General features: G+C 73.0%; 26 protein-coding genes. 15 read left to right on the top strand and 11 right to left on the bottom strand.

Going from position 1 to position 23945, the window contains the following annotated elements; genetic code table 11:
- The first annotated feature begins 26 nt into the window (after window positions 1-26).
- A complete protein-coding gene (locus tag ACIQVI_RS29095) occupies window positions 27-527 on the top strand; it encodes a MarR family winged helix-turn-helix transcriptional regulator (protein ID WP_403601172.1) in 501 nt (166 codons plus the stop codon).
- Here ACIQVI_RS29095 and ACIQVI_RS29090 read toward each other — a convergent pair.
- Together ACIQVI_RS29090 and ACIQVI_RS29085 are read right to left on the bottom strand one after the other, a co-directional pair.
- The gene (locus ACIQVI_RS29090) at window positions 524-1261 is read right to left on the bottom strand and encodes a Mut7-C RNAse domain-containing protein (RefSeq protein WP_403601169.1); all 738 of its coding nucleotides are present in this window, start codon (window positions 1259-1261) and stop codon (window positions 524-526) included. The genes ACIQVI_RS29095 and ACIQVI_RS29090 overlap by 4 nt on opposite strands.
- Before the next feature lie 92 nt (window positions 1262-1353).
- The gene (locus ACIQVI_RS29085) at window positions 1354-2205 is read right to left on the bottom strand and encodes an NAD(P)H-binding protein (RefSeq protein WP_403601166.1); all 852 of its coding nucleotides are present in this window, start codon (window positions 2203-2205) and stop codon (window positions 1354-1356) included.
- A 146-nt stretch (window positions 2206-2351) separates the two neighbouring features.
- Here ACIQVI_RS29085 and ACIQVI_RS29080 point away from each other — a divergent pair, with 146 nt between their 5' ends.
- Window positions 2352-2801, top strand: coding sequence for a GNAT family N-acetyltransferase (locus ACIQVI_RS29080; RefSeq protein ID WP_121828950.1), 450 nt, complete (start codon window positions 2352-2354; stop codon window positions 2799-2801).
- Here ACIQVI_RS29080 and ACIQVI_RS29075 read toward each other — a convergent pair.
- The gene (locus tag ACIQVI_RS29075; protein WP_351970878.1) at window positions 2789-3346 is read right to left on the bottom strand and encodes a GNAT family N-acetyltransferase; all 558 of its coding nucleotides are present in this window, start codon (window positions 3344-3346) and stop codon (window positions 2789-2791) included. The two genes, ACIQVI_RS29080 and ACIQVI_RS29075, sit on opposite strands and share 13 nt — an antisense overlap.
- A gap of 14 nt (window positions 3347-3360) precedes the next feature.
- Complete coding sequence (locus tag ACIQVI_RS29070; RefSeq protein ID WP_403601163.1) at window positions 3361-4215, bottom strand: DUF6597 domain-containing transcriptional factor; 855 nt, start codon at window positions 4213-4215, stop codon at window positions 3361-3363.
- An 84-nt stretch (window positions 4216-4299) separates the two neighbouring features.
- On the opposite strand from ACIQVI_RS29070, the gene ACIQVI_RS29065 reads away from it, so the two are divergent.
- Window positions 4300-4950, top strand: a complete 651-nt coding sequence (locus ACIQVI_RS29065) for a TIGR03086 family metal-binding protein (RefSeq protein WP_403601160.1) — start codon at window positions 4300-4302, stop codon at window positions 4948-4950.
- Between the two features lie 17 nt (window positions 4951-4967).
- On the opposite strand, the gene ACIQVI_RS29060 is transcribed toward ACIQVI_RS29065, so the two are convergent.
- Window positions 4968-5210: a hypothetical protein gene (locus tag ACIQVI_RS29060; protein WP_403601158.1), complete on the bottom strand. Its 243-nt coding sequence runs from the start codon at window positions 5208-5210 to the stop codon at window positions 4968-4970.
- A 248-nt stretch (window positions 5211-5458) separates the two neighbouring features.
- Here ACIQVI_RS29060 and ACIQVI_RS29055 point away from each other — a divergent pair, with 248 nt between their 5' ends.
- Window positions 5459-6565, top strand: coding sequence for an ABC transporter substrate-binding protein (locus ACIQVI_RS29055; RefSeq protein ID WP_403601155.1), 1107 nt, complete (start codon window positions 5459-5461; stop codon window positions 6563-6565).
- A 13-nt stretch (window positions 6566-6578) separates the two neighbouring features.
- Here the strand turns inward: ACIQVI_RS29055 and ACIQVI_RS29050 are convergent, their stop codons facing one another.
- Window positions 6579-6995 carry a MerR family transcriptional regulator gene (locus ACIQVI_RS29050; RefSeq protein ID WP_351970877.1) on the bottom strand — a complete coding sequence of 139 codons (417 nt, stop codon included), beginning with the start codon at window positions 6993-6995 and terminating at the stop codon, window positions 6579-6581.
- A 119-nt stretch (window positions 6996-7114) separates the two neighbouring features.
- Here ACIQVI_RS29050 and ACIQVI_RS29045 point away from each other — a divergent pair, with 119 nt between their 5' ends.
- A complete protein-coding gene (locus ACIQVI_RS29045) occupies window positions 7115-9088 on the top strand; it encodes an APC family permease (protein ID WP_403601152.1) in 1974 nt (657 codons plus the stop codon).
- A gap of 75 nt (window positions 9089-9163) precedes the next feature.
- On the opposite strand, the gene ACIQVI_RS29040 is transcribed toward ACIQVI_RS29045, so the two are convergent.
- Entirely contained in the window at window positions 9164-9772 is a 609-nt protein-coding gene (locus ACIQVI_RS29040; RefSeq protein ID WP_121828955.1) for a hypothetical protein, read from the bottom strand.
- A gap of 269 nt (window positions 9773-10041) precedes the next feature.
- Here ACIQVI_RS29040 and hemL point away from each other — a divergent pair, with 269 nt between their 5' ends.
- The 8 genes from hemL to ACIQVI_RS29000 all read left to right on the top strand — a co-directional run bounded on the left by hemL (window position 10042) and on the right by ACIQVI_RS29000 (window position 18482).
- Window positions 10042-11349: a glutamate-1-semialdehyde 2,1-aminomutase gene (gene hemL / locus ACIQVI_RS29035; RefSeq protein WP_351970862.1), complete on the top strand. Its 1308-nt coding sequence runs from the start codon at window positions 10042-10044 to the stop codon at window positions 11347-11349.
- A 107-nt stretch (window positions 11350-11456) separates the two neighbouring features.
- The gene (locus ACIQVI_RS29030) at window positions 11457-12104 is read left to right on the top strand and encodes a histidine phosphatase family protein (protein ID WP_121828986.1); all 648 of its coding nucleotides are present in this window, start codon (window positions 11457-11459) and stop codon (window positions 12102-12104) included.
- A gap of 204 nt (window positions 12105-12308) precedes the next feature.
- Window positions 12309-13577: a hypothetical protein gene (locus ACIQVI_RS29025; protein WP_403601148.1), complete on the top strand. Its 1269-nt coding sequence runs from the start codon at window positions 12309-12311 to the stop codon at window positions 13575-13577.
- 120 nt (window positions 13578-13697) lie between these two features.
- Entirely contained in the window at window positions 13698-14297 is a 600-nt protein-coding gene (locus ACIQVI_RS29020) for a TlpA disulfide reductase family protein (RefSeq protein ID WP_351970860.1), read from the top strand.
- Window positions 14298-14301: 4 nt separating this feature from the next.
- The gene (locus ACIQVI_RS29015; RefSeq protein WP_351970859.1) at window positions 14302-15039 is read left to right on the top strand and encodes a cytochrome c biogenesis protein CcdA; all 738 of its coding nucleotides are present in this window, start codon (window positions 14302-14304) and stop codon (window positions 15037-15039) included.
- Window positions 15040-15044: 5 nt separating this feature from the next.
- Window positions 15045-16817 (top strand): cytochrome c biogenesis protein ResB, encoded by a 1773-nt coding sequence (locus ACIQVI_RS29010; RefSeq protein WP_403601144.1) that lies wholly within the window; start codon window positions 15045-15047, stop codon window positions 16815-16817.
- A complete protein-coding gene (gene ccsB, locus ACIQVI_RS29005; RefSeq protein ID WP_403601141.1) occupies window positions 16814-17896 on the top strand; it encodes a c-type cytochrome biogenesis protein CcsB in 1083 nt (360 codons plus the stop codon). The genes ACIQVI_RS29010 and ccsB overlap by 4 nt, the downstream gene beginning before the upstream one ends.
- A gap of 46 nt (window positions 17897-17942) precedes the next feature.
- Entirely contained in the window at window positions 17943-18482 is a 540-nt protein-coding gene (locus tag ACIQVI_RS29000; protein ID WP_161375142.1) for an SRPBCC domain-containing protein, read from the top strand.
- A gap of 15 nt (window positions 18483-18497) precedes the next feature.
- On the opposite strand, the gene ACIQVI_RS28995 is transcribed toward ACIQVI_RS29000, so the two are convergent.
- The 4 genes from ACIQVI_RS28995 to ACIQVI_RS28980 form a co-directional block, all read right to left on the bottom strand.
- On the bottom strand, window positions 18498-20051 hold the full coding sequence (locus ACIQVI_RS28995; protein WP_351970855.1) for a hypothetical protein: 1554 nt from the start codon (window positions 20049-20051) through the stop codon (window positions 18498-18500).
- Between the two features lie 4 nt (window positions 20052-20055).
- Complete coding sequence (locus ACIQVI_RS28990) at window positions 20056-22164, bottom strand: hypothetical protein (protein ID WP_403601137.1); 2109 nt, start codon at window positions 22162-22164, stop codon at window positions 20056-20058.
- A 107-nt stretch (window positions 22165-22271) separates the two neighbouring features.
- A complete protein-coding gene (locus ACIQVI_RS28985; RefSeq protein ID WP_403601134.1) occupies window positions 22272-22724 on the bottom strand; it encodes a nucleoside deaminase in 453 nt (150 codons plus the stop codon).
- Window positions 22725-22754: 30 nt separating this feature from the next.
- A complete protein-coding gene (locus tag ACIQVI_RS28980; protein WP_403601131.1) occupies window positions 22755-23006 on the bottom strand; it encodes a GntR family transcriptional regulator in 252 nt (83 codons plus the stop codon).
- Window positions 23007-23167: 161 nt separating this feature from the next.
- Here ACIQVI_RS28980 and ACIQVI_RS28975 point away from each other — a divergent pair, with 161 nt between their 5' ends.
- A complete protein-coding gene (locus ACIQVI_RS28975; protein WP_351974048.1) occupies window positions 23168-23506 on the top strand; it encodes a hypothetical protein in 339 nt (112 codons plus the stop codon).
- Window positions 23494-23847, top strand: coding sequence for a hypothetical protein (locus ACIQVI_RS28970; RefSeq protein ID WP_403601128.1), 354 nt, complete (start codon window positions 23494-23496; stop codon window positions 23845-23847). The genes ACIQVI_RS28975 and ACIQVI_RS28970 overlap by 13 nt, the downstream gene beginning before the upstream one ends.
- The last annotated feature ends 98 nt before the right edge of the window (window positions 23848-23945 follow it).

The raw sequence follows: 23945 nt of genomic DNA, 5'->3' as shown, positions 1-23945 counted from the left end.
TCGGGTCCCGTCCGTACGCTCTCCGCATGACGCAGAAGAGTTCCGCCCGGCGCGAGGCGCTGATGACCGAGCTGTACGGGGAGGCCCGCCGTTACATGGCCGCCTACGCCCTGTTCAACCAGGCCGTCGCGGACCATCTGGGGCTCCACCCGACCGATGTGCAGTGTCTGAACCTGCTCAGTCTGGAGGGCGGGCCGGTGACCACCGGGCGGATCGCCGAGCTGACCGGGCTCACCACCGGCTCCGCGACCCGGCTCGTCGACCGTCTGGAGCGGGCCGGGTACGTGACGCGGGCGCGCGACACCGAGGACCGGCGCCGGGTCCTGGTCTCGCTCGCCCCCGGGCGGACGGCGGAGCTCGGCGCCCTGTGGCGGAGGCTCAACGGCACCTGGGGCACGATGTTCGACGTCTACAGCGACGCCGAGGTCGCCCTGCTCATCGCCCACATGCGGCGCACCGTCGAGGTGAGCGCCCAGCAGGTCGAGCGGCTGCGCGAGGGCGACTTCGACGGGCCGGACAGGCCCTAGCCGGCCGCCGCTCCGCCGAATTCGCGTACCGCGTCGGAGACGATCGCCTCCAGGCGCGCGTGGTGGGCGCCGCGCCAGTAGACCCGGTCGCACTCCACGCACTGGGCGAACACGTCGTAGGTCTTCTCGGTGCCCTGCTCCAGCCGCTCGCGGACCGCGTCCTTGTCGGCGCCGCTCAGTTCGCCGTTGCAGGCCGTGCAGCGGGTCCAGGGCGCGAGCGGCGGTGCGAACCGTTCGAGGACGTCGCGGAGCTGCTCGTCCGGGCGGTCGCTGTAGACGTAGGCGCCCGCCCACAGCTCGCGGCGGCGCAGCAGGCCCCGGTCCCGGGAGAGCAGGACGCGGCGCTCCCGGGCGGAGAGCGCGGCCAGGGCGGGGTCGCCGATGTCCTCGCTCTCGTAGGCCGCGTCCACGCCGAGCAGGCGCAGTCGCCGGGCCAGGGTGCCGAGGTGCACGTCGAGCAGGAACCGGAGGGGTGCGCCGGGGACCGGCTGCGGGCGGACCACGTCCTGGACCTCGATCGTCTCGCCCGCGCTCGGGACGTGCGAGGTCTCGACGGGCCGTCCGTCGGCCAGGAGCCGTCCTGCTTCGGTGAGGGGCACGCCCAGTGATTCCACGACGTGGCCGAGGGAGGAGGCGCCGTCGGTGGTCACGGGGGTGGGGCCCGAGCGCCGCTCCGCCGAGACGAAGAGGTGCAGGCCGGGGGCGAAGCTGATCTGGATCTCCGGTCCGTTCACGGGGACAGGATGGCACCGGGGGCGGACGGGCTGCCAGGGAATTCGGCCCGGGGCGGGGAAGTGGGCGGGGGTTGGGGCGGAGTGCGGGCTCGTCAGGGGCGGAAGGCCTCCGCGTGGTCCGTGGCCCAGGTGGCGAAGGTGCGGGGCGGGTGGCCGGTCAGTTCCTCCATGGTGCCGGTCAGGGGTGCGGGCCGGCCGTCGTGGGCGGCCCAGTGGGCGAGGAGGCCGTCCGCGACCGGTTCCGGCATGAAGGCGGCGACCGACTTCTTCCATTCCTCGGGGGTGACGGCGGTGTGCGGTGCGGGGCGTCCGGTCACCCGGGCGAGGATCGCCAGCTGTTCGGTGAAGTCCAGTGACGCGGGGCCCGTCAGCCAGTAGGAGGAGCCGCGCAGCCGGGGTTCGGTGAGGACGGCGAGGGCGGCTTCGGCGAGGTCTCGCTCGTGGATCGGGTCGCTGTGGGCGTGCGGGTGGGGCAGGGCCGGGCCCCGGCCCGTCTTGAGCGGTCGCGCCCAGGCGAGGGCGTTGGTGGCGAAGGCGCCGGGCTGGAGGTGGGTGGCCTCGAAGGCGCCGGAGTCGGCGGCGGCCGCGAGGGCGCGCTCGGCCGCGAGGTGGCGGGCGGCGACGGCGTTCCGGTCGGCGTCGGGGGCGAGGACGGAGCTGGAGGAGAGCAGGACGACGTGCTCGACGCCGGCGGCGCGGGCCCGTTCGGCGAAGGTGCCGGCGTGCGCCGTCTCGGCGTAGAGGAAGACGGAGTCGACGCCTCGCAGGGCGGTGTCGAAGGTGGCCGGGTCGGTGAGGTCGCAGTGCACGGTGCCGACTCCGGGGGGTGGGGAGAGGTCCGCGGGGTGCCGTGATCCGGCCCTGGCCTCGATGCCCGCGGCGGCGAGGAGGTCGAGCAGGGCGGAGGCGACGCGGCCTCGGCCGCCGGTGACGAGAACGGTCATGGGGTGTCCTTCCGGGACGGGTGGCCGGCGGGTCCGGCCGACCCGGTCGTTTCGACTGTGCCACACATCATCTGCGTGACACAGGTAAATATCCGGGAGGGTGCCTCGGCGGTCAACCCTGAAAAATCCTGGGGTACCGTCCCGGCATGAAGATCATCGACCTCGGACCGGGCGACCCCCGCCTGGAGAGCGACCTCCTGCCGGTCCTCTCCGAACTCCGCCCCCACCTCACCCCGGAACTCTTCCGCGAGGTGTACGAGGCCGGGCACGCCCAGGGGCTGCGGTTCAGCGCCGCCTACGCGGACGACGGGCGCTGCGTCGGCGCGGCCGGCTGGCGGATCGTCGTCAACACCAGCTCGCTGCGCAAGCTCTACGTCGACGACCTGGTGACGGCGGCGGCCGACCGTTCCACCGGGGTCGGGCACGCGCTGATCGCCCACCTGGAGGGCCACGCCCGCGCGGCCGGCTGCCACGAGCTCAACCTGGACTCCGGCACCCACCGCACCGGAGCCCACCGCTTCTACCTGCGGGAGCGCTTCGACATCGTGGCCTTCCACTTCACCCGGCCGCTCGCCGCGCCGGATCAGGACCGCTGAGCCGGGTCCCCCAGGTCGAACCGCCAGTCGTTGCACCGCATCGGGCGCCCCACCGGGTACTCGAAGTCCCTTTCGCCGCGCAGTTCGAACCCCGCCTTGCGGCACACCGCGTTCGAGGCGGCGTTGTCCGCCGAGGGGAACGCGTGCAGATGGCGGCGGAGGCCCGCGCCCAGGCCCTGCGTGGCCGCCGTCCGGGCCTTCGCGATCACCGCGCGCGTGGCGGTCGTCGCCACGCCCCGGCCCTGGAAGCCCGGCAGGACGGTCCACCCGGTCTCGTACACCTGCTCGTCGTCCCAGGTCTGGCCCCAGAAGCCGATGCTGCCCACCACGGTCTCCTCCGGGAGCAGCACGATCCGGAACATGCGGCCCGCGCCCGGGTGCGCGGCGCTCATCGTCACGTACCGCAGGTGGCGCATGACGAGTTGGTCCTCGGTCTCCGGGCCGCCGAGGTGGGCGGTCAGCTCCGGTGCGTTCAGGGCGCGCAGCAGTCCGGCGTCCTCCTCGGACCAGGGCTCCAGGCGTACGCGTGAGGTCTCGTTCTCCATCTTCGTACGGTAGGTCACGGCACTGACGGTCCGTGGGCGTATGCCGTCGGCGGCACCCCGATCGTGGCCGTGAAGTCCCGTACGAGGTGGGCCTGGTCGCTGTAGCCCAGTTCGGCCGCGAGGGCGGCCCAGTCGGGGGTGCCCGGGGTCTCGGCGCGTTCCAGGGCCTCGTGGAGGCGGTACCGCAGGATCACCCACTTCGGGCCGACGCCGACGCGGCTCGCGAAGAGGCGCTGGAGGGAGCGGGCCGACAGGCCGGACGCGGCGGCGAGTTGGGACGCCCTGCGGACCGTGCGGTCCGAACGGGCCAGCTCCACCAGCTCCATGGCGTGGTCGGCCGCCGGGTCGGGGGCCGGGCCGTGCGCCAGGAGGAAGGCGTCGAGCGCCGCCACGCGCGCGTGGTCCCCGTCGGGGGAGAGGACGGCGGCCGGGACGCCGGGGCCCGCGTCCGGGGCGGCCGGGAAGACCTCGGCCAGCGGGACGCGGCGGCCCGTCCACGCCGACACCGGCCACGCGGGCGCGAAGGGCCGGAAGCCGCCGGGGCGGAACTGGACGCCGCAGACCCGGCCCGTCCCCGCCAGCTCGTGGGTGAAGAGGCCGAGGCCGACGCCCGCGACCTCGGCCGACGTGCCCTCCCCGGCGGCCGGACCGTCCGGGGAGCCGTGGCGCTGGAAGACGACGTTCACCGACGGGTGCGGGACGACGTGGCTCGCGTACGGCTCCGGGAGGTCCCAGTCGATCAGCCAGTAGTGCTCCAGGTAGGGCCGCAGGTCCGGGGCCGGGAGGTGCCGGCGGAAGCGGACGCGGGAGAGCAGGTCGGCGGGGTCGACGATGCCCCGGGTGTCCCTGCGGGGAGCGGAGGCGGACATGGGCCGCATGGTAGGTGCCTCCTCGGTGCGGCTTGTCGTGTTTCTTCAAGACGGGGCCGGGCATGTCTTCCTAGCATCGGGACCATGACGAACGAGGCCCCGCTCCCCACCACTGACCCGCTTCCCGCCGCCGACCTGCTCTCCACCGACGACCCGCTTCCCGCCGGGGACCCGCTCCCCATCGGTGATCTGCTCCGCGTCGCCGCCGCCGACGCCGTCCCCGTGGTCGGTGGGATCGCCGACGCCTCCCTCGGCGCGCCCACGCCCTGCGCCGAGTACGACGTCCGCGCCCTGATCGGCCACCTCTTCTCCGTGGTGGAGAACTTCCAGGTGCTCGCCGCCAAGGGGACGCCCGACTTCTCCGAGACCCCGGACCGGGTCGCCGACGCCGGCTGGCGCGAGCTGTTCGGGGCGGAGGCCGGGAAGCTGGTCGAGGCGTGGTCGGCGCCCGGCGCCGAGGAGGGCACGTCCGGGGCGATGGGGCTGCCCGCGCGGACGGTCGGCTGCATGGTGCTGCTCGACCTGACCGTGCACGCCTGGGACCTGGCCCGTGCCACCGGCCGGTCCTTCGAGCCGGACCCGGTCGTGGTGGCGGGCCTCGCCGGGGAGGTGGACCGGATGGCGCCGATGGCCCGGCGGATGGGCGTCTTCGGGGACGCGGTCGGGCTGCCCGGGGACGCCACCGCCTTCGAGCGGCTGCTCGCCACGACGGGCCGCGACCCGCGCGCCTGGTGAAGCGCGCCCCGGCGTGATCAGCGCGGGCGGCCCGTCGGGCCGGGGGAGAGGCGGGAGGCGACCTGGCCGAAGGCGTACTCCTCGGCGGGGGTCAGCGGGACCGACTCCTGGGGGTGCCAGACCCGCTCCAGCGGGATGCCGGCCCGGTCCCGGGCGCGGGCGCGCAGGAGGCCCAGGGCGAGCCAGGTCGCCGTCGAGACGGCGAGCAGGCCGAAGAGCGTGATCACACGGGGGTCCGAGAACGGGCCGGGCAAGGGCATGGCTCACTCCAGGCGGTGAGGGCCGCCCGTGCGCGTGCGCCCCGGCAGGCGGCGCTCCCGCACGACGGCACGGCGATTCCTACGGCTTCCTCCCGACCTGTTCAGTTAACACCTCCCGGCGGTCTTTCGGCAGGGGGAGCCGGAGCCGGGGTCCCGGCAGGCCCGGGACGCAGGCCCTCTTGTGCGGATCGGACAACCGTTCCAAGGTGGCGGAACAGGGAGATTCCGGCCGGGGAGGGAGCAGCCGCATGTCCGGAACACAGGCATGGGGATTCACGGACGACAGGGGCGAGCAGCTGGGGGCGGCCCGGGTGCCGAGGCGGGTGGTCGCGTACGTACGGGTCGGGGCCGCCCTGTACGACCTGGGGGTGACACCGGTCGCGGTGTACGGCTCCGGGCACGACGGCGAGGTGTACGACCCGGCGAAGGCGGGCGTCCTGGAGGCGGTCGGCGTGCCGTACCTGGGGCCGGGCCGGGCCCTGGACGAGGCGGTGCTCCGGGAGTTGCGGCCGGATGTCGTCGTCGACGTGACGTACGACGGGAAGAGCCCGTACGCGCTGGACGAGGCGCTCGTCAAGCGGCTCGGGGTGCCGCTCGTCGCCCTCTCCGTCGGCGGCGAGCTGGATCTGCCGTCCATCCTCGACCGGTTCGCCGCGCTGGCCGCCGGCCTCAGGGTCGCGGGCGCGGAAGCAGCGGGCCCGGAAGCAGCGGGCCCGGAGGCCGCAGGCCCGGAAGCAGCGGGCCCGGGGGCCGCAGACGCGGATGCCGTGGATCCGGCAGCCGTGGATCCAGTGGCCGCAGGTCCAGTGACCACAGGCCCAGTAGCCGCAGCCGTGCAGCCCGCAGCAGCGCAGCCCGCAGTCGTGGACGGCCTGACCCCGGTCGTCGTCGGTGCGTCGGCGCTCGGGCCGGAGATCGTCCGTCCGGTGACCGTGAGCCCGGCCGTCGGGCCCGGTCAGGGGGCCGCCCTCGCGGAATTCGAGGCCGCCGAGGCCGCGCTCCGGGAGGCGGCGGCCCGGACCGGGCTCCGGGTCCTCGCCCTCTCCGGGGCCGGCCCCGAGCAGGTGCACCTGGCCCGACCGCAGGCCTGGCCCGAGCTGGCGTGGATCGCGGGGCTCGGCGTCCGGCTGCTCGACCCGGGCCCCGGGCCCGGCGCCAACTGGCTCACCGCCGGCTGGGAGCGGGCCGCCGGGCTCCGTCCCGACCTGGTCCTCTTCGACGACCGGGACCACGCCACGCCCCCGTACGCCCTTCCCGGCGGGGTCCGGCTCGCCCCCTGGAACCCGGAGACCCCGCCCAGCCCCGCCGCGTACGCCCGCTTCTTCCGCGACCTCGCGGAGGCGCTGGCGCCCTGAGAAGGGGCCCGGCTCAGGCCGGGGCCGCCGTCAGACGGGTGCGGAGGGACTGGGCGAACTCCTCCGCGCGGGCGAGCTGCGCCCGCAGCTCGGCGACCCGCTCGGCGGCGGCCTGCTCGTAGCGGCGGACGCGGGACACCAGCGCGGCCCGCTCGTCCGGGTCGAGCTCCGCGTCCGTGCCCGGACGGTCGGCGGCCAGCCGGTCCACGGCCGTGAGCAGCTCGCGGGTCTCGTCCAGGGTGAAGCCGAGCGGCTTCATCCGGCGGACCACCATGAGCCGGGACACGTCCTCGTCCGTGTAGAGGGGGAAGCCGCCGGGGGAGGCCGCCGAAGGGACGACCAGGCCGCTGTCCTCGTACTGCCGGATGGTGCGCAGGGACAGTTCGGTCCGTGCGGCGACCTCGGCGATCTGCAGGGGTTCTCCGGCCATGCGTACTCCGCTCACGCGTCGGGTCCTTCCTCGTACGGGGGCTCCCACGGGGGTGCGGGGCACCCCCACAGGGCGCGGCTTCCGCGCATTACATACCATTCGTCCTAACTTCAGCACTTATGAGAGCTGGAAGTGCGGCGAAACGCCTGCTGGTAGGCCGTCCGCTGGAGAGCGGGCGGCTCGGCGAGACCCTGCTGCCCAAGCGGGTCGCACTGCCGGTCTTCTGCAGCGACCCGCTCTCCTCGGTCGCCTACGCCACCGAGGAGATCCTGCTGATCCTCGCCCTCGGCGGCCTGGCCGTGCTCCATCTGACCTGGTACGCGGCGGCCGGCATCGTCGTGCTGCTCCTGGTGGTGGTCGCCTCCTACCGGCAGACCTGCTACGCCTATCCGGGCGGCGGCGGGGCCTACGTCGTCTCCGCCGAGAACCTGGGGCAGCGGGCCGCGCTCACCGCCGCCTCCGCGCTGCTCATCGACTACGTCATGACCGTCGCCGTCTCGGTCGTCTCCGGGGTCGCCGCCGTCACCTCCGCCGCCCCCGCGCTCGACGGGCACGCCGTGGCCCTGTCGGTGTTCTTCGTCGTGGTCCTGGCCTGGCTGAACCTGCGCGGGGTCCGCGAGGCGGGGCGCTGGTTCGCCCTGCCCACGTACGCCTTCGTCGCCGTGATCCACCTGATGTTCGCGGTGGCCGCCGTGCGGATGGCGACCGGCTCGACGATCCGGGCCGAGTCCGCCGACCTGCCCGTCATCGAGGTCTCCGCCTACTCGGGGCTCGCGCTCGTTCTGCTCGGCCTGCGCGCCTTCGCCTCCGGCTGCACCGCGCTGACCGGCGTCGAGGCCGTCAGCAACGGCGTCCCCGCCTTCGCGAAGCCGAAGAGCCGCAACGCCGCGACCACCCTGGCGATCATGGGCGGGCTCTCCGTGACCATGTTCCTCGGGATCACGACGCTCGCCATGGTGTACGAGGTGCACGTCGCGGAGGACCCCACGGAGCTGGGGCTCGCCCCCGGCACCCCGACGTCCACCGCGCTCGCCCAGATCGGGCGGGCCACCTTCGGCGACTGGCACGTCCTCTTCTACGTGCTCCAGGCCGTCACCGCCGGCGTCCTGGTCCTGGCCGCCAACACCGCCTTCAACGGCTTCCCGATGCTCGCCTCCGTCCTCGGCCGGGACCGCTACGCGCCCCGCCAGCTCTTCCACCGAGGCGACCGGCTCGTCTACTCGAACGGCGTCGTCCTCCTCGCGCTCGCCGCGATCGCCCTGATCGTCGCCTTCGACGCGCAGCTGACCCGCCTCATCCAGCTGTACATCGTCGGCGTCTTCGTCTCCTTCACCCTTTCCCAGGCCGGGATGGTCAAGCACTGGCGGCGAGAACTCGCCAAGCCCGCCGGGGCGGCCCCCCGGCACGCGCTGCACCGCCGCCTCGCGATCAACGCCTTCGGGGCCTGTCTGACGGCGGTCGTCCTCGTCATCGTCCTCGTCACCAAGTTCACCCACGGCGCCTGGCTGGTCGTCCTCGCGATGCCGGTGCTCTACGCCGGGATGAAGGGGGTGCGGCGGCACTACGACACCGTCGCCGCCGAGGTCGCCGTCGGCCCCGGCGAGCGCCCCCGCGCCCTCGCCGAGAACCACGTCCTGGTCCTGGTGGCCTCGGTCAACGCGCCGAGCCTCCGCGCCCTGTCGTACGCGAAGACCCTGCGGCCCGCCTCGCTCACGGCCGTCACCGTCGCCGAGGACCCGGCGGAGGCGGAGGTGCTCCGCGCGACCTGGGAGGTCCACGGCATCGACGTGCCGCTGCGGGTGCTCAGCTCCCCGTACCGCTCGATCGTCCAGCCGGTCCTGCGGCACGTGAGGGAGGCGCCGGAGCGGAAGGGGGACGCGGTCGTGTCGGTGGTCATCCCCGAGTACGTGGTCGGGCACTGGTGGGAGCAGCCGCTGCACAACCAGAGCGCCCTGCGGCTCAAGACCCGGCTGCTGTTCATGAAGAACGTCGTGGTCATCGACGTGCCGTACCGGCTGGCCTCCGCGCGGGAACTGGCGTCCGCGCGCGCGGAGGCGGCGAAGGCCGCGGAAGGCGACGGGCGCCGTCCCTGACCCGGGACCGTTCCCCTGACCCGGACCGTGCCCTGACCCCTATCAGCCCTGCCTACCGCGTCCCCACGGCCGTCCTCACGGCCACACCAGGCAGTACGGCTGGTGGCCGTTCTCGTGGAGGCGGACCGAGAAGTCCTGCCACTCGTGGAGCAGCTGGTAGACGTCGAAGGCGTCGCGCGGGCCGCCGCGGTCCGGGACCGTGGACCAGATGAAGGCGGCCGCGCCGACCGACTCCTCGCCGATCGCGCGCAGCGGGTCGACCACGGTCATCGGCAGCTTCACCACCGCGTAGTCGGGGTGCAGGACCACCAGCTCCAGCGGGGGCACCTTGTGCAGGGGCATCCCCTGGATGCCGGTGAGGACCATGGCCGCTATGGTCTCCGGCTTGATCTTGGTGAACATGCCGCCCATGCCGAGCTCGTCGCCGCCGAGCTCCTCGGGACGCATCGAGATCGGCACGCGGGCCGCCGTGGCGCCGTCGGGCGCGCCGAAGTACTTGTACGTCACCCCCAACCGGCCCCTCCCGCCCCCGGCGTCCCGCTCGTCCCGGGCGTCCGGAGGGCCTTGCCTTCCCGGAGATTCCGGGATCGGGTCTTCGGTCCGCCGGCGCCGGTGCCTTCCCCGCCGGGCAGACTCCGGACCCAGGTCGTCCGTCCCCTCGCCCGGTCCGCCACCGCGATGCATATCTCCACCCGACTGCTTTTTCTCGGCAACACGACCCCGCCGCGCAACCCGATCATCGTGACAGTGACCTCCCCCGCGCTCGTACGGTGAAACACCCGTCCGCGAGAACGCCGTGGCCTCTGACACCATGGATTCCGTGAGCCATCCCTATGACGCCCCAGTTTCGCAGACGCGGAGGGTGTACGCCCCGGCGTAATACACGGGATGCCCACGCCGTCCCTCCGTTCCCGTTGTCGTGCCCTAAGTCGTTCTCGCAGGTCAGGATCACAGTGCCGTATTCATACGAAGCCCCAGTCTCACAGACGCTTTTCGACCGCGCTTCCCTCGTGACGCCCGGCGGCGTGAACTCACCGGTGCGTGCCTTCCGGGCCGTGGGCGGAACGCCCCGGTTCATGGTGTCCGGTTCCGGTCCGTACCTCACCGACGCGGACGGACGGGAGTACGTCGACCTGGTCTGCTCGTGGGGACCGATGATCCTCGGCCACGCGCACCCGGAGGTCACCGCCGCCGTGCAGGCCGCCGTGGCCCGGGGCACCTCGTTCGGCACCCCCGGCGAGGGCGAGGTGGCGCTCGCGGAGGAGATCGTCGCGCGCGTGGAGCCGGTCGAGCAGGTGCGGCTGGTCTCCTCGGGCACCGAGGCGACGATGTCCGCGATCCGGCTGGCCCGCGGGTTCACCGGACGGGCGAAGGTCGTCAAGTTCGCGGGCTGCTACCACGGGCACGTGGACGCGCTGCTCGCCGCGGCCGGCTCCGGCCTCGCCACCTTCGCGCTGCCGGACACGCCCGGGGTGACCGGCGCGCAGGCCGGCGACACGATCGTGCTGCCGTACAACGACCTGGAGGCGGTGCGGACCGCGTTCGCCGCGAACCCGGGCGAGATCGCCTGCGTCATCACCGAGGCCTCGCCGGGCAACATGGGCGTCGTCCCGCCGGCCGAGGGCTTCAACCAGGGCCTGGCGGACCTGTGCCGGGAGAACGGCGCGCTGTACATCTCGGACGAGGTGATGACCGGTTTCCGCACCTCGAAGGCCGGCTGGTACGGCGTCGACGGCGTGCGGCCCGACCTGCTGACCTTCGGCAAGGTCATGGGCGGCGGCTTCCCGGCCGCCGCGTTCGGCGGCCGCGCCGACGTCATGGGGCACCTGGCCCCGGCGGGCCCGGTCTACCAGGCGGGCACGCTCTCCGGGAACCCGGTCGCGACCGCCGCCGGGCTCGCGCAGCTGCGGCTGCTCGACGACGCCGCGTACGCGAAGGTGGACGCGGTCTCGGCGGAGATCCGGGGCCTGGTCACGGACGCGCTGGCCAAGGAGGGCGTGGCGCACCGGCTGCAGACCGCCTCCAACATGTTCTCGGTGTTCTTCACCGCCGACGAGGTGCGGAACTACGACGACGCGAAGAAGCAGGAGGCCTTCCGCTTCAACGCCTTCTTCCACTCGATGCTGGCCGACGGGGTCTACCTGCCGCCGTCCGCGTTCGAGTCCTGGTTCGTGTCGACGGCCCACGACGAGCGGGCGGTCGAGCGGATCGCCGCCGCGCTCCCGGCCGCCGCCCGCGCCGCCGCGGAGGCGACGGCATGAGCGAGGCAAAGAGCGAGGCGAAGAACGTGGGGGAGGCGGACGACGTGAACGACGTCGTGAACGCGGAGAAGCCCGTGGGCGACGACGACATCACCGTCGTCCACCTGATGCGCCACGGCGAGGTGCACAACCCCGACGGCGTCCTCTACGGGCGCCGCGCCGGCTACCACCTCTCCGAGCTCGGCCGGCAGATGGCGGACCGGGTCGCGGAGCACCTGGCCGGCCGGGACGTCACGTACGTCGTCGCCTCCCCGCTGGAGCGGGCGCAGGAGACGGCGACGCCGATCGCCAAATCGCACGGTCTGGACCTGGCGAGTGACCCGCGTCTCATCGAGGCGGCGAACGTCTTCGAGGGCAAGACCTTCGGCGTCGGCGACGGGGCGCTGCGCAAGCCGGCGAACTGGAAGCACCTGACCAACCCGTTCCAGCCGTCTTGGGGCGAGCCGTACGTCGAGCAGGTCGTCCGCATGATGGGCGCGCTCGACGCGGCGAAGGACGCGGCCCGGGGCCACGAGGCGGTCTGCGTCAGCCACCAGCTGCCGATCTGGATCGTCCGCAGCTTCGTGGAGAAGCGGCGGCTGTGGCACGACCCGCGGCGGCGGCAGTGCACGCTGGCGTCGCTGACCTCGTTCACGTACCGGGGCGACAAGATCGTCTCGGTGGGGTACAGCGAGCCGGCCCGGGACCTGGTCCCGGCGCACCTGCTCGCGGGCGCGAAGCCGGTCAAGGGGAAGTCGAAGGCCTTCGGGGCGTAGCCCCTCCGGGAGGCCGGGCCCGTCCGCCGGACGGGCCCGGCCTTGACGGATCGCCGTGCAGGGCGTTCGGATGATGTTCATGTCATCCGAACGCCCTTAAATTTTTGTGCTATTTAACGGGAACCCCCGTGTTCCTCCCCGCATCTCACTGTTTGTCGGTTTGGATGACATTCAGGTCATACGTCAGCGCGAATTGGGGACGACATGCGCGAGATCAGCGGAATCACTCGAAGGGGGCTGCTCGGGGCGGGCGTTGGGGCCGCCGCGGCGATGAGCATCGCGGCGTGCAGTACCTCGAACCAGGACAAGACGGGCAATCCCGGGCCCAACAAGCCCGGCAAGGGCGGTGACGCCACGGGGGACCAGGCCACCCCCACCCCGACCAAGGACCCCGTCCGGCTCATCGGCGACGGCTCCACCGCCGACACCGGCAAGCAGCCCCGCCAGCCCGACGCCCCCGTCCCGCTCGAACCCGGCCAGACCCCGCCCCAGTTCGTGATCTTCTCCTGGGACGGCGCAGGCGAGGTCGGCAACGGGCTCTTCCCCCGCTTCCTCGAACTCGCCAAGAGCCACGACGCGGCGATGACCTTCTTCCTCTCCGGGATCTACCTCCTCCCCGAGTCGAAGAAGAACCTCTACCGCCCGCCGAACAACCGCGTCGGCGCCTCCGACATCGGCTACCTCACCGACGACCACGTCAAGGACACCCTGAAGTACGTCCGGCAGGCCTGGCTCGAAGGCCACGAGATCGGCACCCACTTCAACGGGCACTTCTGCGGCGGCTCCGGCTCCGTCGGCAACTGGACCCCCGCCCAGTGGCAGAGCGAGATCGACCAGGCCGTGAAGTTCGTCACCGAGTGGAAGACCCACAGCGGCTGGACCGAGCTCGACCCGCTGCCCTTCGACTACTCCAAGGAGCTCGTCGGCGGCCGCACCCCCTGTCTCCTCGGCCAGGACAACCTGCTGCCCACCGCCAAGCGGCTCGGCTGGCGCTACGACGCCAGCTCGCCCGGCGGCCGCCAGACCTGGCCCGACAAGCGCCAGGGGATCTGGGACCTCCCGCTCCAGGCCGTGCCCTTCCCCGGGCACTCCTTCGAAGTCCTCTCCATGGACTACAACATGCTCGCCAACCAGTCGAAGAACACCACGAAGGGGATGCCCTCCCGCTATCCGGGCTGGCGCAAGCAGGCCGCCGAGGCGTATCTCTCCGGCTTCACGCGCGCGTACGAGACGAATCGCGCGCCTTTCTTCATCGGCAACCACTTCGAGCAGTGGAACGGCGGCATCTACATGGACGCCGTCGAAGAGGCGCTCAAGGGAATGGCCGGAAAGAAGGACGTCCGGCTCGTCTCCTTCCGGCAGTTCGTGGACTGGCTCGACGTCCAGGACCCGAAGATTCTCGCGAAGCTGCGCGGCCTGGGCGTCGGACAGAAGCCCACCGGCGGCTGGAACGCCTTTCTCAAGGCCGCCTGATCATTCCCGGGGCCGCCCGGTCATTCCCGGGCGTCCCCCTTAGGCATCCTTGACAAGGTGCTTTACGGGCACGTAGGGGGGTGCCCAAGATCCCCCAAACGCCCATGCGAAACTTTTCACATGAGCCTTAGCCGTGCCCCTCGACGCACCCTGTTCGCCGTCGGAGTGCTGACCGCCGCCCTCGCGCTCTCGGCCTGCGGCGGCGACGGCGGCACGACCGGTGGCGGCGGCACGAACTTCGTCACCACCAAGGGCGGCATCTCCACCGCCGCCAAGGGTGAGCGCGCGACCCCGGGCAAACTCGCGGGCGAGACCCTGGAGGGCGAGCAGCTCGACGTCGCCGACCTCAAGGGCAAGGTCGTCGTCCTCAACGCCTGGGGATCCTGGTGCGGCCCCTGCCGCGCCGAGGCCCCCCACTTCGTGAAGGTCGCCAACGACCTCAAGGACCAGGACGTCGCGTTCGTCGGCCTCAACACCCGCGACAACAACAAGCAGCAGGCGCTCACCTTCGAAGAGGACTACGAGGTCCCCTACCCGAGCATCTACGACCGCGACGGCAAGCTGATCCTCTTCGGCTTCCCCAAGGGCACCCTCAGCCTCCAGGGCATCCCCTCCACCGTCGTCCTCGACAAGGAGGGCAAGATCGCCGCCCGCGCCCTCATGGCCCTCGACGAGAAGAAGCTCCGCTCGATGATCGACCCGCTCCTCAAGGAGAAGTGAGCCGGTGAACGAGACGGTCACCAGCGGAGCCCTGCTGCTCGCCCTGCCCCTCGCGGTGCTCGGCGGGCTCGTCTCCTTCTTCTCGCCGTGCGTCCTGCCGCTCGTCCCCGGCTACCTCAGCTACGTGACCGGGGTCACCGGCACCGACCTCGCCGACCGCAGGCGCGGCCGGATGACCGCCGGTGCCGTCCTCTTCGTCCTCGGCTTCACCGCCGTGTTCGTCTCCGGCGGCGCCCTCTTCGGCTACTTCGGGTCCACCCTCCAGGAGTACCGCGAGACGCTCACCACGGTCCTCGGCGTGCTCATGATCCTCATGGGCGTGTTCTTCCTCGGCCTGATGCCCTGGTTCACCCAGCGCGAGTTCCGCTTCCACAAGAAGCCCGTCGCCGGCCTGGTCGGCGCCCCGCTGCTCGGCGCCCTCTTCGGCATCGGCTGGACCCCCTGCATCGGCCCGACGCTCGCCTCCGTCAACGCGCTCGCCCTGGAGCAGGCCAGCGCCGGACGCGGCGCGATACTCGCCTTCGCGTACTGCCTCGGCCTCGGCGTACCGTTCGTGCTCGCCGCCATCGCCTTCCGCAAGGCGCTGGGCGCGTTCGGCTGGGTCAAGCGGCACTACACCTGGGTCATGCGGATCGGCGGCGGCATGATGATCGTCACCGGCGTCCTGCTCCTCACGGGGGCGTGGGACAGCATGGTCGCCACGATGCAGGGCTGGTCCAACGGTTTCACGGTGGGGATCTGAGTTCCATGAGCAAGACCGATACGACGGAGAGCGCCGCCGCCGACGAGGCGTCCGGCGCCGCGCTGTCGACCGCCCCCAGGGAGGACCGCGAGGACACCGTCACCGGCGGTCCCGTCCTCGGGGTCGTCGGCTGGATCCGCTGGTTCTGGCGGCAGCTGACCTCCATGCGGGTCGCCCTGATCCTCCTCTTCCTGCTCTCCCTCGGCGCCGTGCCCGGCTCCCTCGTCCCGCAGAACAGCGCGGACGAGATGAAGGTGCAGGCCTTCAAGGACGCCCACCCCACCCTCACGCCGCTCTACGAGAAGCTCCAGTTCTTCGACGTCTACAGCTCGGTGTGGTTCTCCGCGATCTACATCCTGCTGTTCGTCTCCCTCATCGGCTGCATCGTCCCGCGCAGCTGGCAGTTCGTCGGCCAGCTCCGCGGCCGCCCGCCGGGCGCCCCCCGCCGCCTCGACCGGCTCCCCGCGTACACCACCTGGCGCACCGCGGCCGGGCCCGAGGAGACCCGGGAGGCCGCGCTCGCCCTCCTGAAGAAGCGCCGCTTCCGCGCCCACCGGGCGGGGGACGCGGTCGCCGCCGAGAAGGGCTACCTGCGCGAGGCCGGGAACCTGGCCTTCCACGTCGCCCTGATCGTCATGCTCGTCGCCTTCGCCTGGGGCCAGCTCTTCAAGTCCGAGGGCGGCAAGCTGATCGTCGAGGGCGACGGCTTCTCCAACACGCTCACCCAGTACGACGACTTCAAGTCCGGCTCCCAGTTCGGCACCGACGAGCTGGAGCCGTTCGGCTTCCGGCTGGACTCCTTCACCGGCACGTACGAGAAGAGCGGCCCGCAGCGCGGCACCCCCCGCACCTTCGAGGCGGCCGTCACCTACTCGCGGGGCGGGGCGGACCGGAAGGCGGTCATCCGGGTCAACGAGCCGCTGAAGGTGGGCGACTCCAAGGTCTATCTGATCGCCCACGGCTACGCGCCCGTCGTCACCGTCAAGGACGGGCGCGGCAAGACCGTCTTCCACGGCGCCGTGCCCCTGCTCCCGATCGACAACAACGTCACGTCGACCGGCGCGATCAAGGTCATGGACGGCTACCGCGACAAGAACGGCAAGAAGGAGCAGCTGGGCTTCCAGGCCTTCTTCGTGCCGACCTTCGCGGGCGCGGGCCAGGGCACGATGTTCTCGCAGTTCCCGGCGCTGGACTTCCCCGTCATGGCGCTCACCGGCTTCCACGGCGACCTGCGCGTGAACTCCGGCCTCCCGCAGAACGTGTACCAGCTCGACAAGTCCAAGATGACCCAGTTCAAGGACGCGTCCGGCAACAAGCTCGCCCAGCGCCTGCTGCCCGGCGAGACCATGACGCTCCCCGACGGCGCCGGCTCGATCACCTTCGAGAAGGACGTCAAGGAGTGGGCGAGCTTCCAGGTCTCGCAGCAGCCGGGCAACGGGCTCGCCCTCGCGGGCGCGATCGCCGCGATCGCCGGTCTGACCGGTTCGCTCTTCATCCAGCGGCGCCGGATCTGGGTCCGGGCCGTCCGGGGCGAGGACGGCGTCACCGTCGTCGAGATGGCCGGCCTCGGCCGCAGCGAGTCCGCGAAGCTCCCCGAGGAGCTGGCCGACCTCGCGGTCGCGCTCACGGCCCAGGCCCCGCCCACCGCGGAGACTCCGCGAGCCGATCCGGAGGCCGTACCGGAAACCGCCGTGCCGGACACCGCCGTACCGGACACCACGGAACCGGCGGACGCACCCGCGGAAGACCCCGCCCCTTCTGGAGAGGCTGACAAGTGATCCTCGCCGCCACGACCAACGAGAGCCTGGCGCGGATGAGCGACATGCTCATCTACTCCTCGATGGCCGTCTACACCCTGGCCTTCTTCGCCCACATCGCCGAGTGGGTCCTCGGCAGCCGCAGCAAGGTCGGCCGCACCGCCGCCGCGCTCACCTCGCGGACCGCGGGCGCCACCGCCGCCGTGACCGTCCAGGTCAAGCAGGCCGGCTCCACCGCCGTGCTCGACAAGCCGAAGGTCGTCACCCGGGCCGCGGCCGGCACCCGCGACGTGCCGGACGGCCCCGGCGCGGCCGGCGGCACGGTCAAGGGCGACCTGTACGGCCGGATCGCCGTCTCGCTCACCGTCCTCGCCTTCCTGGTCGAGGCCTCGGGCGTGGTCACCCGGGCGCTCTCCGTGCATCGGGCCCCCTGGGGCAACATGTACGAGTTCTCCACCACCTTCTCCACGGTGGCGGTCGGCGCGTACCTCGGCTTCCTGTTCGCCAAGAAGAACGTGCGCTGGCTCGGCCTGCCGCTGGTCACCACCGTCCTCCTCGACCTGGGCGTGGCCACCACCTGGCTGAAGACCCCCAGCGACCAGCTGGTGCCCGCGCTCGACTCGTACTGGCTGTGGATCCACGTCTCCACCGCGATCTTCTGCGGCGCGGTCTTCTACCTCGGCGCGGTCGCCACCCTGCTGTACCTCTTCCGCGACTCGTACGAGAACAAGCTCGCGACCGGCGGGAACCCCGGCGCCTTCGCCCGCTCGGTCCTGGAGCGGCTGCCCGCCGCCGCCTCGCTCGACAAGTTCTCCTACCGGGTGAACGCGGCGGTCTTCCCGCTGTGGACCTTCACGATCATCGCGGGCGCGATCTGGGCCGGCGACGCGTGGGGCCGCTACTGGGGCTGGGACGCCAAGGAGGTCTGGTCCTTCATCACCTGGGTCGGCTACGCCGCGTACCTGCACGCGCGCGCGACGGCCGGCTGGAAGGGCCGCAAGGCCGCGTACATCGCGCTCGTCGCCTTCGGCTGTTTCCTCTTCAACTACTACGGCGTGAACATCTTCGTGAGCAGCAAGCACTCGTACTCCGGCGTCTGACCCCGCCGCGCTGGCACCGCTCCCGCCCCTGGGCGACGCTGGAACCATGAGCGAGATACCCCGGGGCAGGAGCGAGACCCACGACGGCGACACGCACCTGCTGCGGTTCACCGTCGAGCTGCCGCACCCGCCGTCCGAGGTCTGGACGGCCGTCACCACCCCCGAGGGCCTGGCGCGCTGGCTGTGCGCGGCGGACCCGCTGGAGCCCCGGCTCGGCGGCCGGGTCGTCCTCCACCGGCTGACCAGCGGCGACACCGAGGACCCCGGGCAGGTGACCGCCTGGGACCCGGAGAGCGTGGCCGAGTACACGGTCGATCCGACGCACGGCCGGATCCGGTTCCACCTGGAGCCGGGCCCGGGGCCCGGTGGCGACGGATCGACCGTGCTGCGTTTCACCAACGAGCTGCGGGGCCCGCCGGAGCACCGCCTCGACCGGCTCGCCGCCTGGCACGACCACTTCGAGTGGCTCGCCCGCGCCCTGGACGGCCACCCCGCCGACTGGCGGCGGCGGACGTCCGAGCGCTGGCTCCACCTGCGGGAGCTGTACGAGCGGGACGCGGCGCGCTGGCCGAAGTGGGAGCCGTAGACCCCTCCCGTACGGTCACCCCCGCTTCGGGGGCAGGCACGGCGCCGCCGGCGGGCGCCCCTCCGGCCAGGCGATCTGTACGAAGCGCTGCGAGCCGTCCGGGGCCAGCTCCACGATCGGGACGGCCTTGTTGTACGGGTTGCCGTAGTTGTCCAGACAGATCCAGCCGCTCGCCCCCTCCACCCGCAGCGAGCCCTTCACCTGCGGCCACTGGGTGGCCACGTCCGCCGCCGCCGGGTGCCGGGCCCCCTGCGGGGTGGCCTGGCGGATCGCGTGGACGGCCGTCGCCATCGCGTCGTACGCGATGATCGCCTGCCCGTCCGCGAGCGCCGGCGGCTCCTTCGCGCCCCGCGTGACGTCGCCCAGGAAGGTCGCGTACGCCCGGGGGGAACCGCCCGTGGCCGGGACCTTCCGCCCCTCCGCCGGGACCCAGGCGTCCGGGTGGGCGAGCGCCGCGTACCGCACGGTCAGCTTCGACTTCAGCGCCTTCCGGTCCAGCTTCGCGTCCGCGCCCAGGTAGGAGCCCTCGTCGCCGGTCAGGACGGTGAAGGCCCGGTGGGCGCAGCCGCGCGCCCCCAGCGCGTTGATGAACTGGCGCAGCTGGGTGTGGCGGCCCGCGAAGAAGACGGTCTCGGCGCGGGTGTCGCAGATCAGATGGGTGATCTGGCGGAAGGTGTTGGCGGTGGTGCCCTCCTCGTTGGCGTCGGCGGGCGAGGTGAACAGCTCGGGGTCGTGCGGGGCGCCCTTGAGGGTGGCGGCGAAGGCGGCCTTCAGGGTGTCCGTGTAGTGGTCGCCGCTGCGGGTGTCCTGGACGAGGAGCGCCTTGGCGGCGTCCACCTTCCCGAAGTGGGCCAGCGCCCGGGCCTCGTCGCCGTTGGTGGGCGAGACGCGGGCGAGGCCGGGATAGCGGTCGTTCCCGGGGGCGTTGGCGATGTCGTCGGCGGTGATGGTGGTGCCGACGACGGCGATCCCGGCCCCGGTCAGGGCGGTCACCGCCTCCCGGACCTCGGTGGAGGAGGTGGCGACGCCGGAGACGGCCCGGAGCCGGTCGGCGGAGTCCTTCATGGCGATCAGCCGGTCGACGACGGGACGCCAGTGGGCGTTGCCCTTGCCGGTGTTGGCGAGGACGAGCCGGATCTTGGGCAGCTCCTCGTTGGACTCGTGGTTGGCGCGGTACTGGTAGGCGTGGGCGCCGCGCAGCTCGTTCAGCATCTTCAGCCGCATCCCGCCGTCGGTGGAGGTCAGCGGCAGCAGCAGGGCGACGGTGACGTGGTCGTCCGGTTCGAGCGTGGCGTTCTCGGCGCCGATGTCCCGGGCGATCGCGCCCAGTTCGCCGATCCCGAAGTCGTGGCCGTCGCCGTTGACGCCGACGCACTCCGCGCTGCCGGCGGGGCGCTCGACGCCCGCCGCGCAGGAACGGTCCTCCGGGGTGGTGAGGCGGACGACGCCGTACCCGCCGAGGCCGAGGACGACGGCGGCCGTGACGAGGGAGGCGACGAGCTTCTGGCGGGGGGTGCGGACGCGGCGGCGGAGCCGGTCGAGCGGGCGGAGGGTCGGGCGGTCGGGCATGGCGTCAGACTCCGTCCTCGCGGCCCGGCGGCAGCGACAGCTCCCGCCGGGCGCGGATGTCGCGCGGCCAGTGGGTGGCAGCGTCCCAGAGCGCGCCGCTGCCCGACAGGTGACGGCCGGAGAGCCGGCGCAGCTCGTGCGCGAGCCGGTCGGCGACCTCGTCGTCGGGCAGGGCGAGCGGATCGGTGAGCAGCCATACGGCGTGCAGCAACCGCCGCAGGGAGAGGTGCAGTTCGACGCCGTCGGCGTCGAGTCCGGCGGGAAGCCCGCCGGCCGGGTCCTGGCCGCCGGTCGGGTCCTGCCCTCCTGACGGGTCCTGTCCGAGGGCGAGCGCGCGGCGCGGATCGGGCCCGGCCGCGTTCCGCTCGCGCGGGTACGGAGCGGAGGCGACGAACCGCAGCCGCCCGAGCCAGCCCAGGACGTCCGGCTCGGGGAAGGTGGTCCGCAGGTGTGTCACGGCGTCCTCGGTGCGGCCGAGCGCCAGGTCGTGATGGAGCCGGTACGGGCCCGGGCCCGGCCCGTAGTGCCGGCGCAGGGTCTCGTGGACGGCGTGCCAGGCGGCGTAGCGCGGATGGTCGCCGTCCTCGAAGCGCAGCCGGTGCAGGAGCAGGGCGCGCAGCAGCGGATCGGCCACGAAGTGCCGGGAACCGGGCGCGGACGCGGCCCAGTCCTCGGCGCGCAGCCGGTCGCGGACGCGCAGCGCCACGTCCCCGTCCAGGGACTCGGACGCGAGCCGGGCGTGGGCGAGGACCCGGGCGGACTCCTCGTCGTGGGCGGCGGCGAGCACGGCGTACGGGCCGGGCCGGGGCACCGGCAACAGCTCGGCGAGCAGGGCGGGGGCGACCGGCACCGGCGGGGAGTCCTCGCGCAGCTCCACCGTCAGGTCGAGCAGCCGGCCCGGGGTGAGCCCGGGCTTCAGGTGCGCGGGGGCCTCCCCGGCGGCCCGCCCGAGGAGCGCCACGCCCAGGGGACGGCCGCCGGTCAGCCGGTGGACGGCGGGGGCGAGGGCGGCGGGGGCGCGGCCCGCCGGGTCGTACCGGTCGAAGGCGCTGCGGGTCTGGGCGGGGGAGAGGGGGGTCAGCTCGACGGCGAGGATGCCGGAGCCGACGCTCGTCCCGCGCGGGCAGGGCGCCCGGTGCGCGGTCTCGGGCAGCCGGGTCCGGGTGGCCTGGCGCAGCGCCTCGTGGTCGCGGACCCGGGAGGCGGCGAGGACGACGAGCCGGTCCCGGCGCCCCTCGGCGGCGCGGGCGCGCAGGACCGGTTCGACCAGCTGCCGGCCGAGCGGCTCGTGGGCGTTGTCGAGGAGGAGCAGGGGCCGGCCGACGCGGGTGCCGCGCCGGAGCCCGGTGTAGGCGTGGAACAGGTCCTCGGTCAGCGCCCCGACGAGGAAGGCCTCGGCCTCGCTCCGGCGCCGGCCGCCCTGCTCGAAGTCGTTGGCGAGCTGCTGGAGCCCGGCCTTTCCCCGGCCCCCGGCGTTCCGGTAGTTCCCGTACCACCCCTCGACGGACCGCTGGAGCCGCCCGAAGACCTCCTCCATGACGGTCTCCACGGTCGCCTCGGCGAGCAGCCCGGCGAGCGGGGCGGCGGTCTCCGCGAAGGTGGCGGCGAGCTTGGCGAGGACCTTGCCGACCCAGTGGGCGGCGGCGCCCCGGGTCGCGTCGACGGTCGCGAGGAGCGGCCCGAGCCGCTGGAGGTCGCGCCGGGCCCGCTCGTCGTCCTCCCGGGACCAGCCGATCGCGGCGACGGCCACCAGCCCGAGCGAGAGCCGGGGGAACCGCACGGGCCGCGCCCCGAGCACCTTCGGCGAGAACTGCACGGCCAGCTCGGACAGCGCCCCAGTGAGCGGGGTCCAGCCGGGGCCGTGATCGGCGGGCGGCTCGACGTGGGCGCAGTCGAGCAGCGCGAGCGGGGTGTACCCCCGGTACCGGTTCCTGACCTCCTTCAGCAGCGCGGTCTTCCCTGTCCCGCGCCCCCCGGTGAACACGGTCACCGGCGGATCGTCCCCGTGCTCGTACGCCACCCGCGAGCCCCCGTGCCGGGTGAGCCCGCAGAGCCGCGCGACCAGCCCGCCGTCGTCCAGGACCGCTTCGCGGCCGTACAGCTCCCTGTCCAAGCCCCGCCACCCCCGTAACAGTCAACTCAAGGATATCGACGGTGTGTTGGGAAAGCGGTCGGCTTTTCGAGTCTGTTGTGGATTCGTGGCGGTCCTATGGCGGGGGCTCACCCCTCCCCGATGTCCTCGCCCCACAGCTCGGGGTTCTCCCGGACGAACTCCCGCATGAGCGCGGCGCATTCGGGATCGTCGAGCACGACGACCTCGACGCCGTGCGCGGCCAGCCACTCGTGCCCGCCGCGGAAGGTCCCGGCCTCCCCGACGACCACCCGGGAGATCCCGAACTGCCGGACGAGACCGGAGCAGTACCAGCACGGCGACAGGGTCGTGACCATGGTCGTCCCCCGGTACGAGCGCTGCCGCCCGGCCGCCCGGAACGCGTCGGTCTCCGCGTGCGCGGACGGGTCCCCGTCCTGCACCCGCCGATTCCGCCCCCGCCCGAGCAACGTGCCGTCGCCCCCGTAGAGCGCGGCCCCGATCGGAATCCCCCCTTCCCCGAGCCCGGCCCGGGCCTCGTCGAGGGCGGTGGCGAGCCATGCGCGGGCCTGGTCTTTGTCCATGGAGGGCTTATTCCCGGTGGGGCGGGGGGATCACGCGTCGGTCGGGGGGCTGCTCGGCAGGACGTAGGAGCCCTTTCCGGGCACGGTGACGATCAGTCCGCGTTCGCGGAGTTCACGCATGGCCCGGCGGGCCGTGAGGACGGCGACGCCGTACTCCTCGGAGAGGCGGCCCGGCGTGGGGATCATCCGGTCGGGAGCGAACTCTCCGCTGGAGATCTTGGCTGCGACCACGTCGGCCAGCTGCATGTACAGCGGGCGTGCCGACTTCGGATCAAGGCTCATGGTCCAACAGTAGATAGTCATACAAATACACGTTGGGGTGGCTCTAGCTGCATCGTGATGCATCACAGTGCATCACGGTTTACGGTTTTCTACGCAAGACCCCGGCGACCGCTGCAACCGGCCCCGGGGCATGGCCACCAACTGCTCAAGGAGTTGATGACGTGCGGAACCCTATCGCGCGCGTACTGGGCCGGGCCTGGATCCCGGTCCTCCTCTGGCTGCTGATGCTGACGCTGCCACCCACGGGCAGGCACCGCCCCGTCCGGACCACCCACCGCCGCCCGGCCGCGCCACCCCGTCACCGGGCGCCCGCCCCGCGCTCCCCGTACGCCCGGGAACAGGCGATGCCCCTCGACGGCGCCCGCTCGCCCCTCACCCGCCCCTACCTGGCGACGGCCACCTCGCGCGCGGCACAACGCAGGCGCCGGAGGGCGTTGTGGCTCGCGACGGTCGGGGTGGACGTCGACCACCGGAACATCCACGCGGGATGCTCCGGGTGAGCCGCTGCGGGGCACGGCGTTCCGTGCTCGCCGTCGCGGAGACGGTGCGCCCGGTGTGGGCCGGCTCGGTCTGCGTCCTCGGCCCCGGACACGACGGCCCGCACCGCGACCGCGCGGGCGACGGCTGGTGGGTGACGCCCGAGATCGCGGACGCGGTGAGCGCCGCCCTCCCGCCCCGCGCCCTCGCGGCCGAGCCGGAGTTCCGCTCGCCACGCTGCGTCGTCGGCCGCCACACCCACTGCCGGGACCACGTCCCGCGCGACAGCGGCGTGCCGGGGGTGCGTCACTTCGTGTGCGAGTGCCCCTGCCATCGGGAGCCCCCGGCCCTCCCCGGCGACTGACCGCGAGACACCGGTCCGACTGATGACGGTCGGGCCGGTGCTGCTGCTGTGGTCGGGAGGATCCGACGGCTGTCGCTCAACCGCCCAGATTCCGGCGT

The sequence above is a fragment of the Streptomyces sp. NPDC098101 genome, assembly GCF_044760185.1.
Lineage (GTDB): Bacteria > Actinomycetota > Actinomycetes > Streptomycetales > Streptomycetaceae > Streptomyces.
The sequence above is the reverse complement of the archived record's forward strand: the minus strand, read 5'-3'. Positions and strand labels throughout refer to the sequence as shown.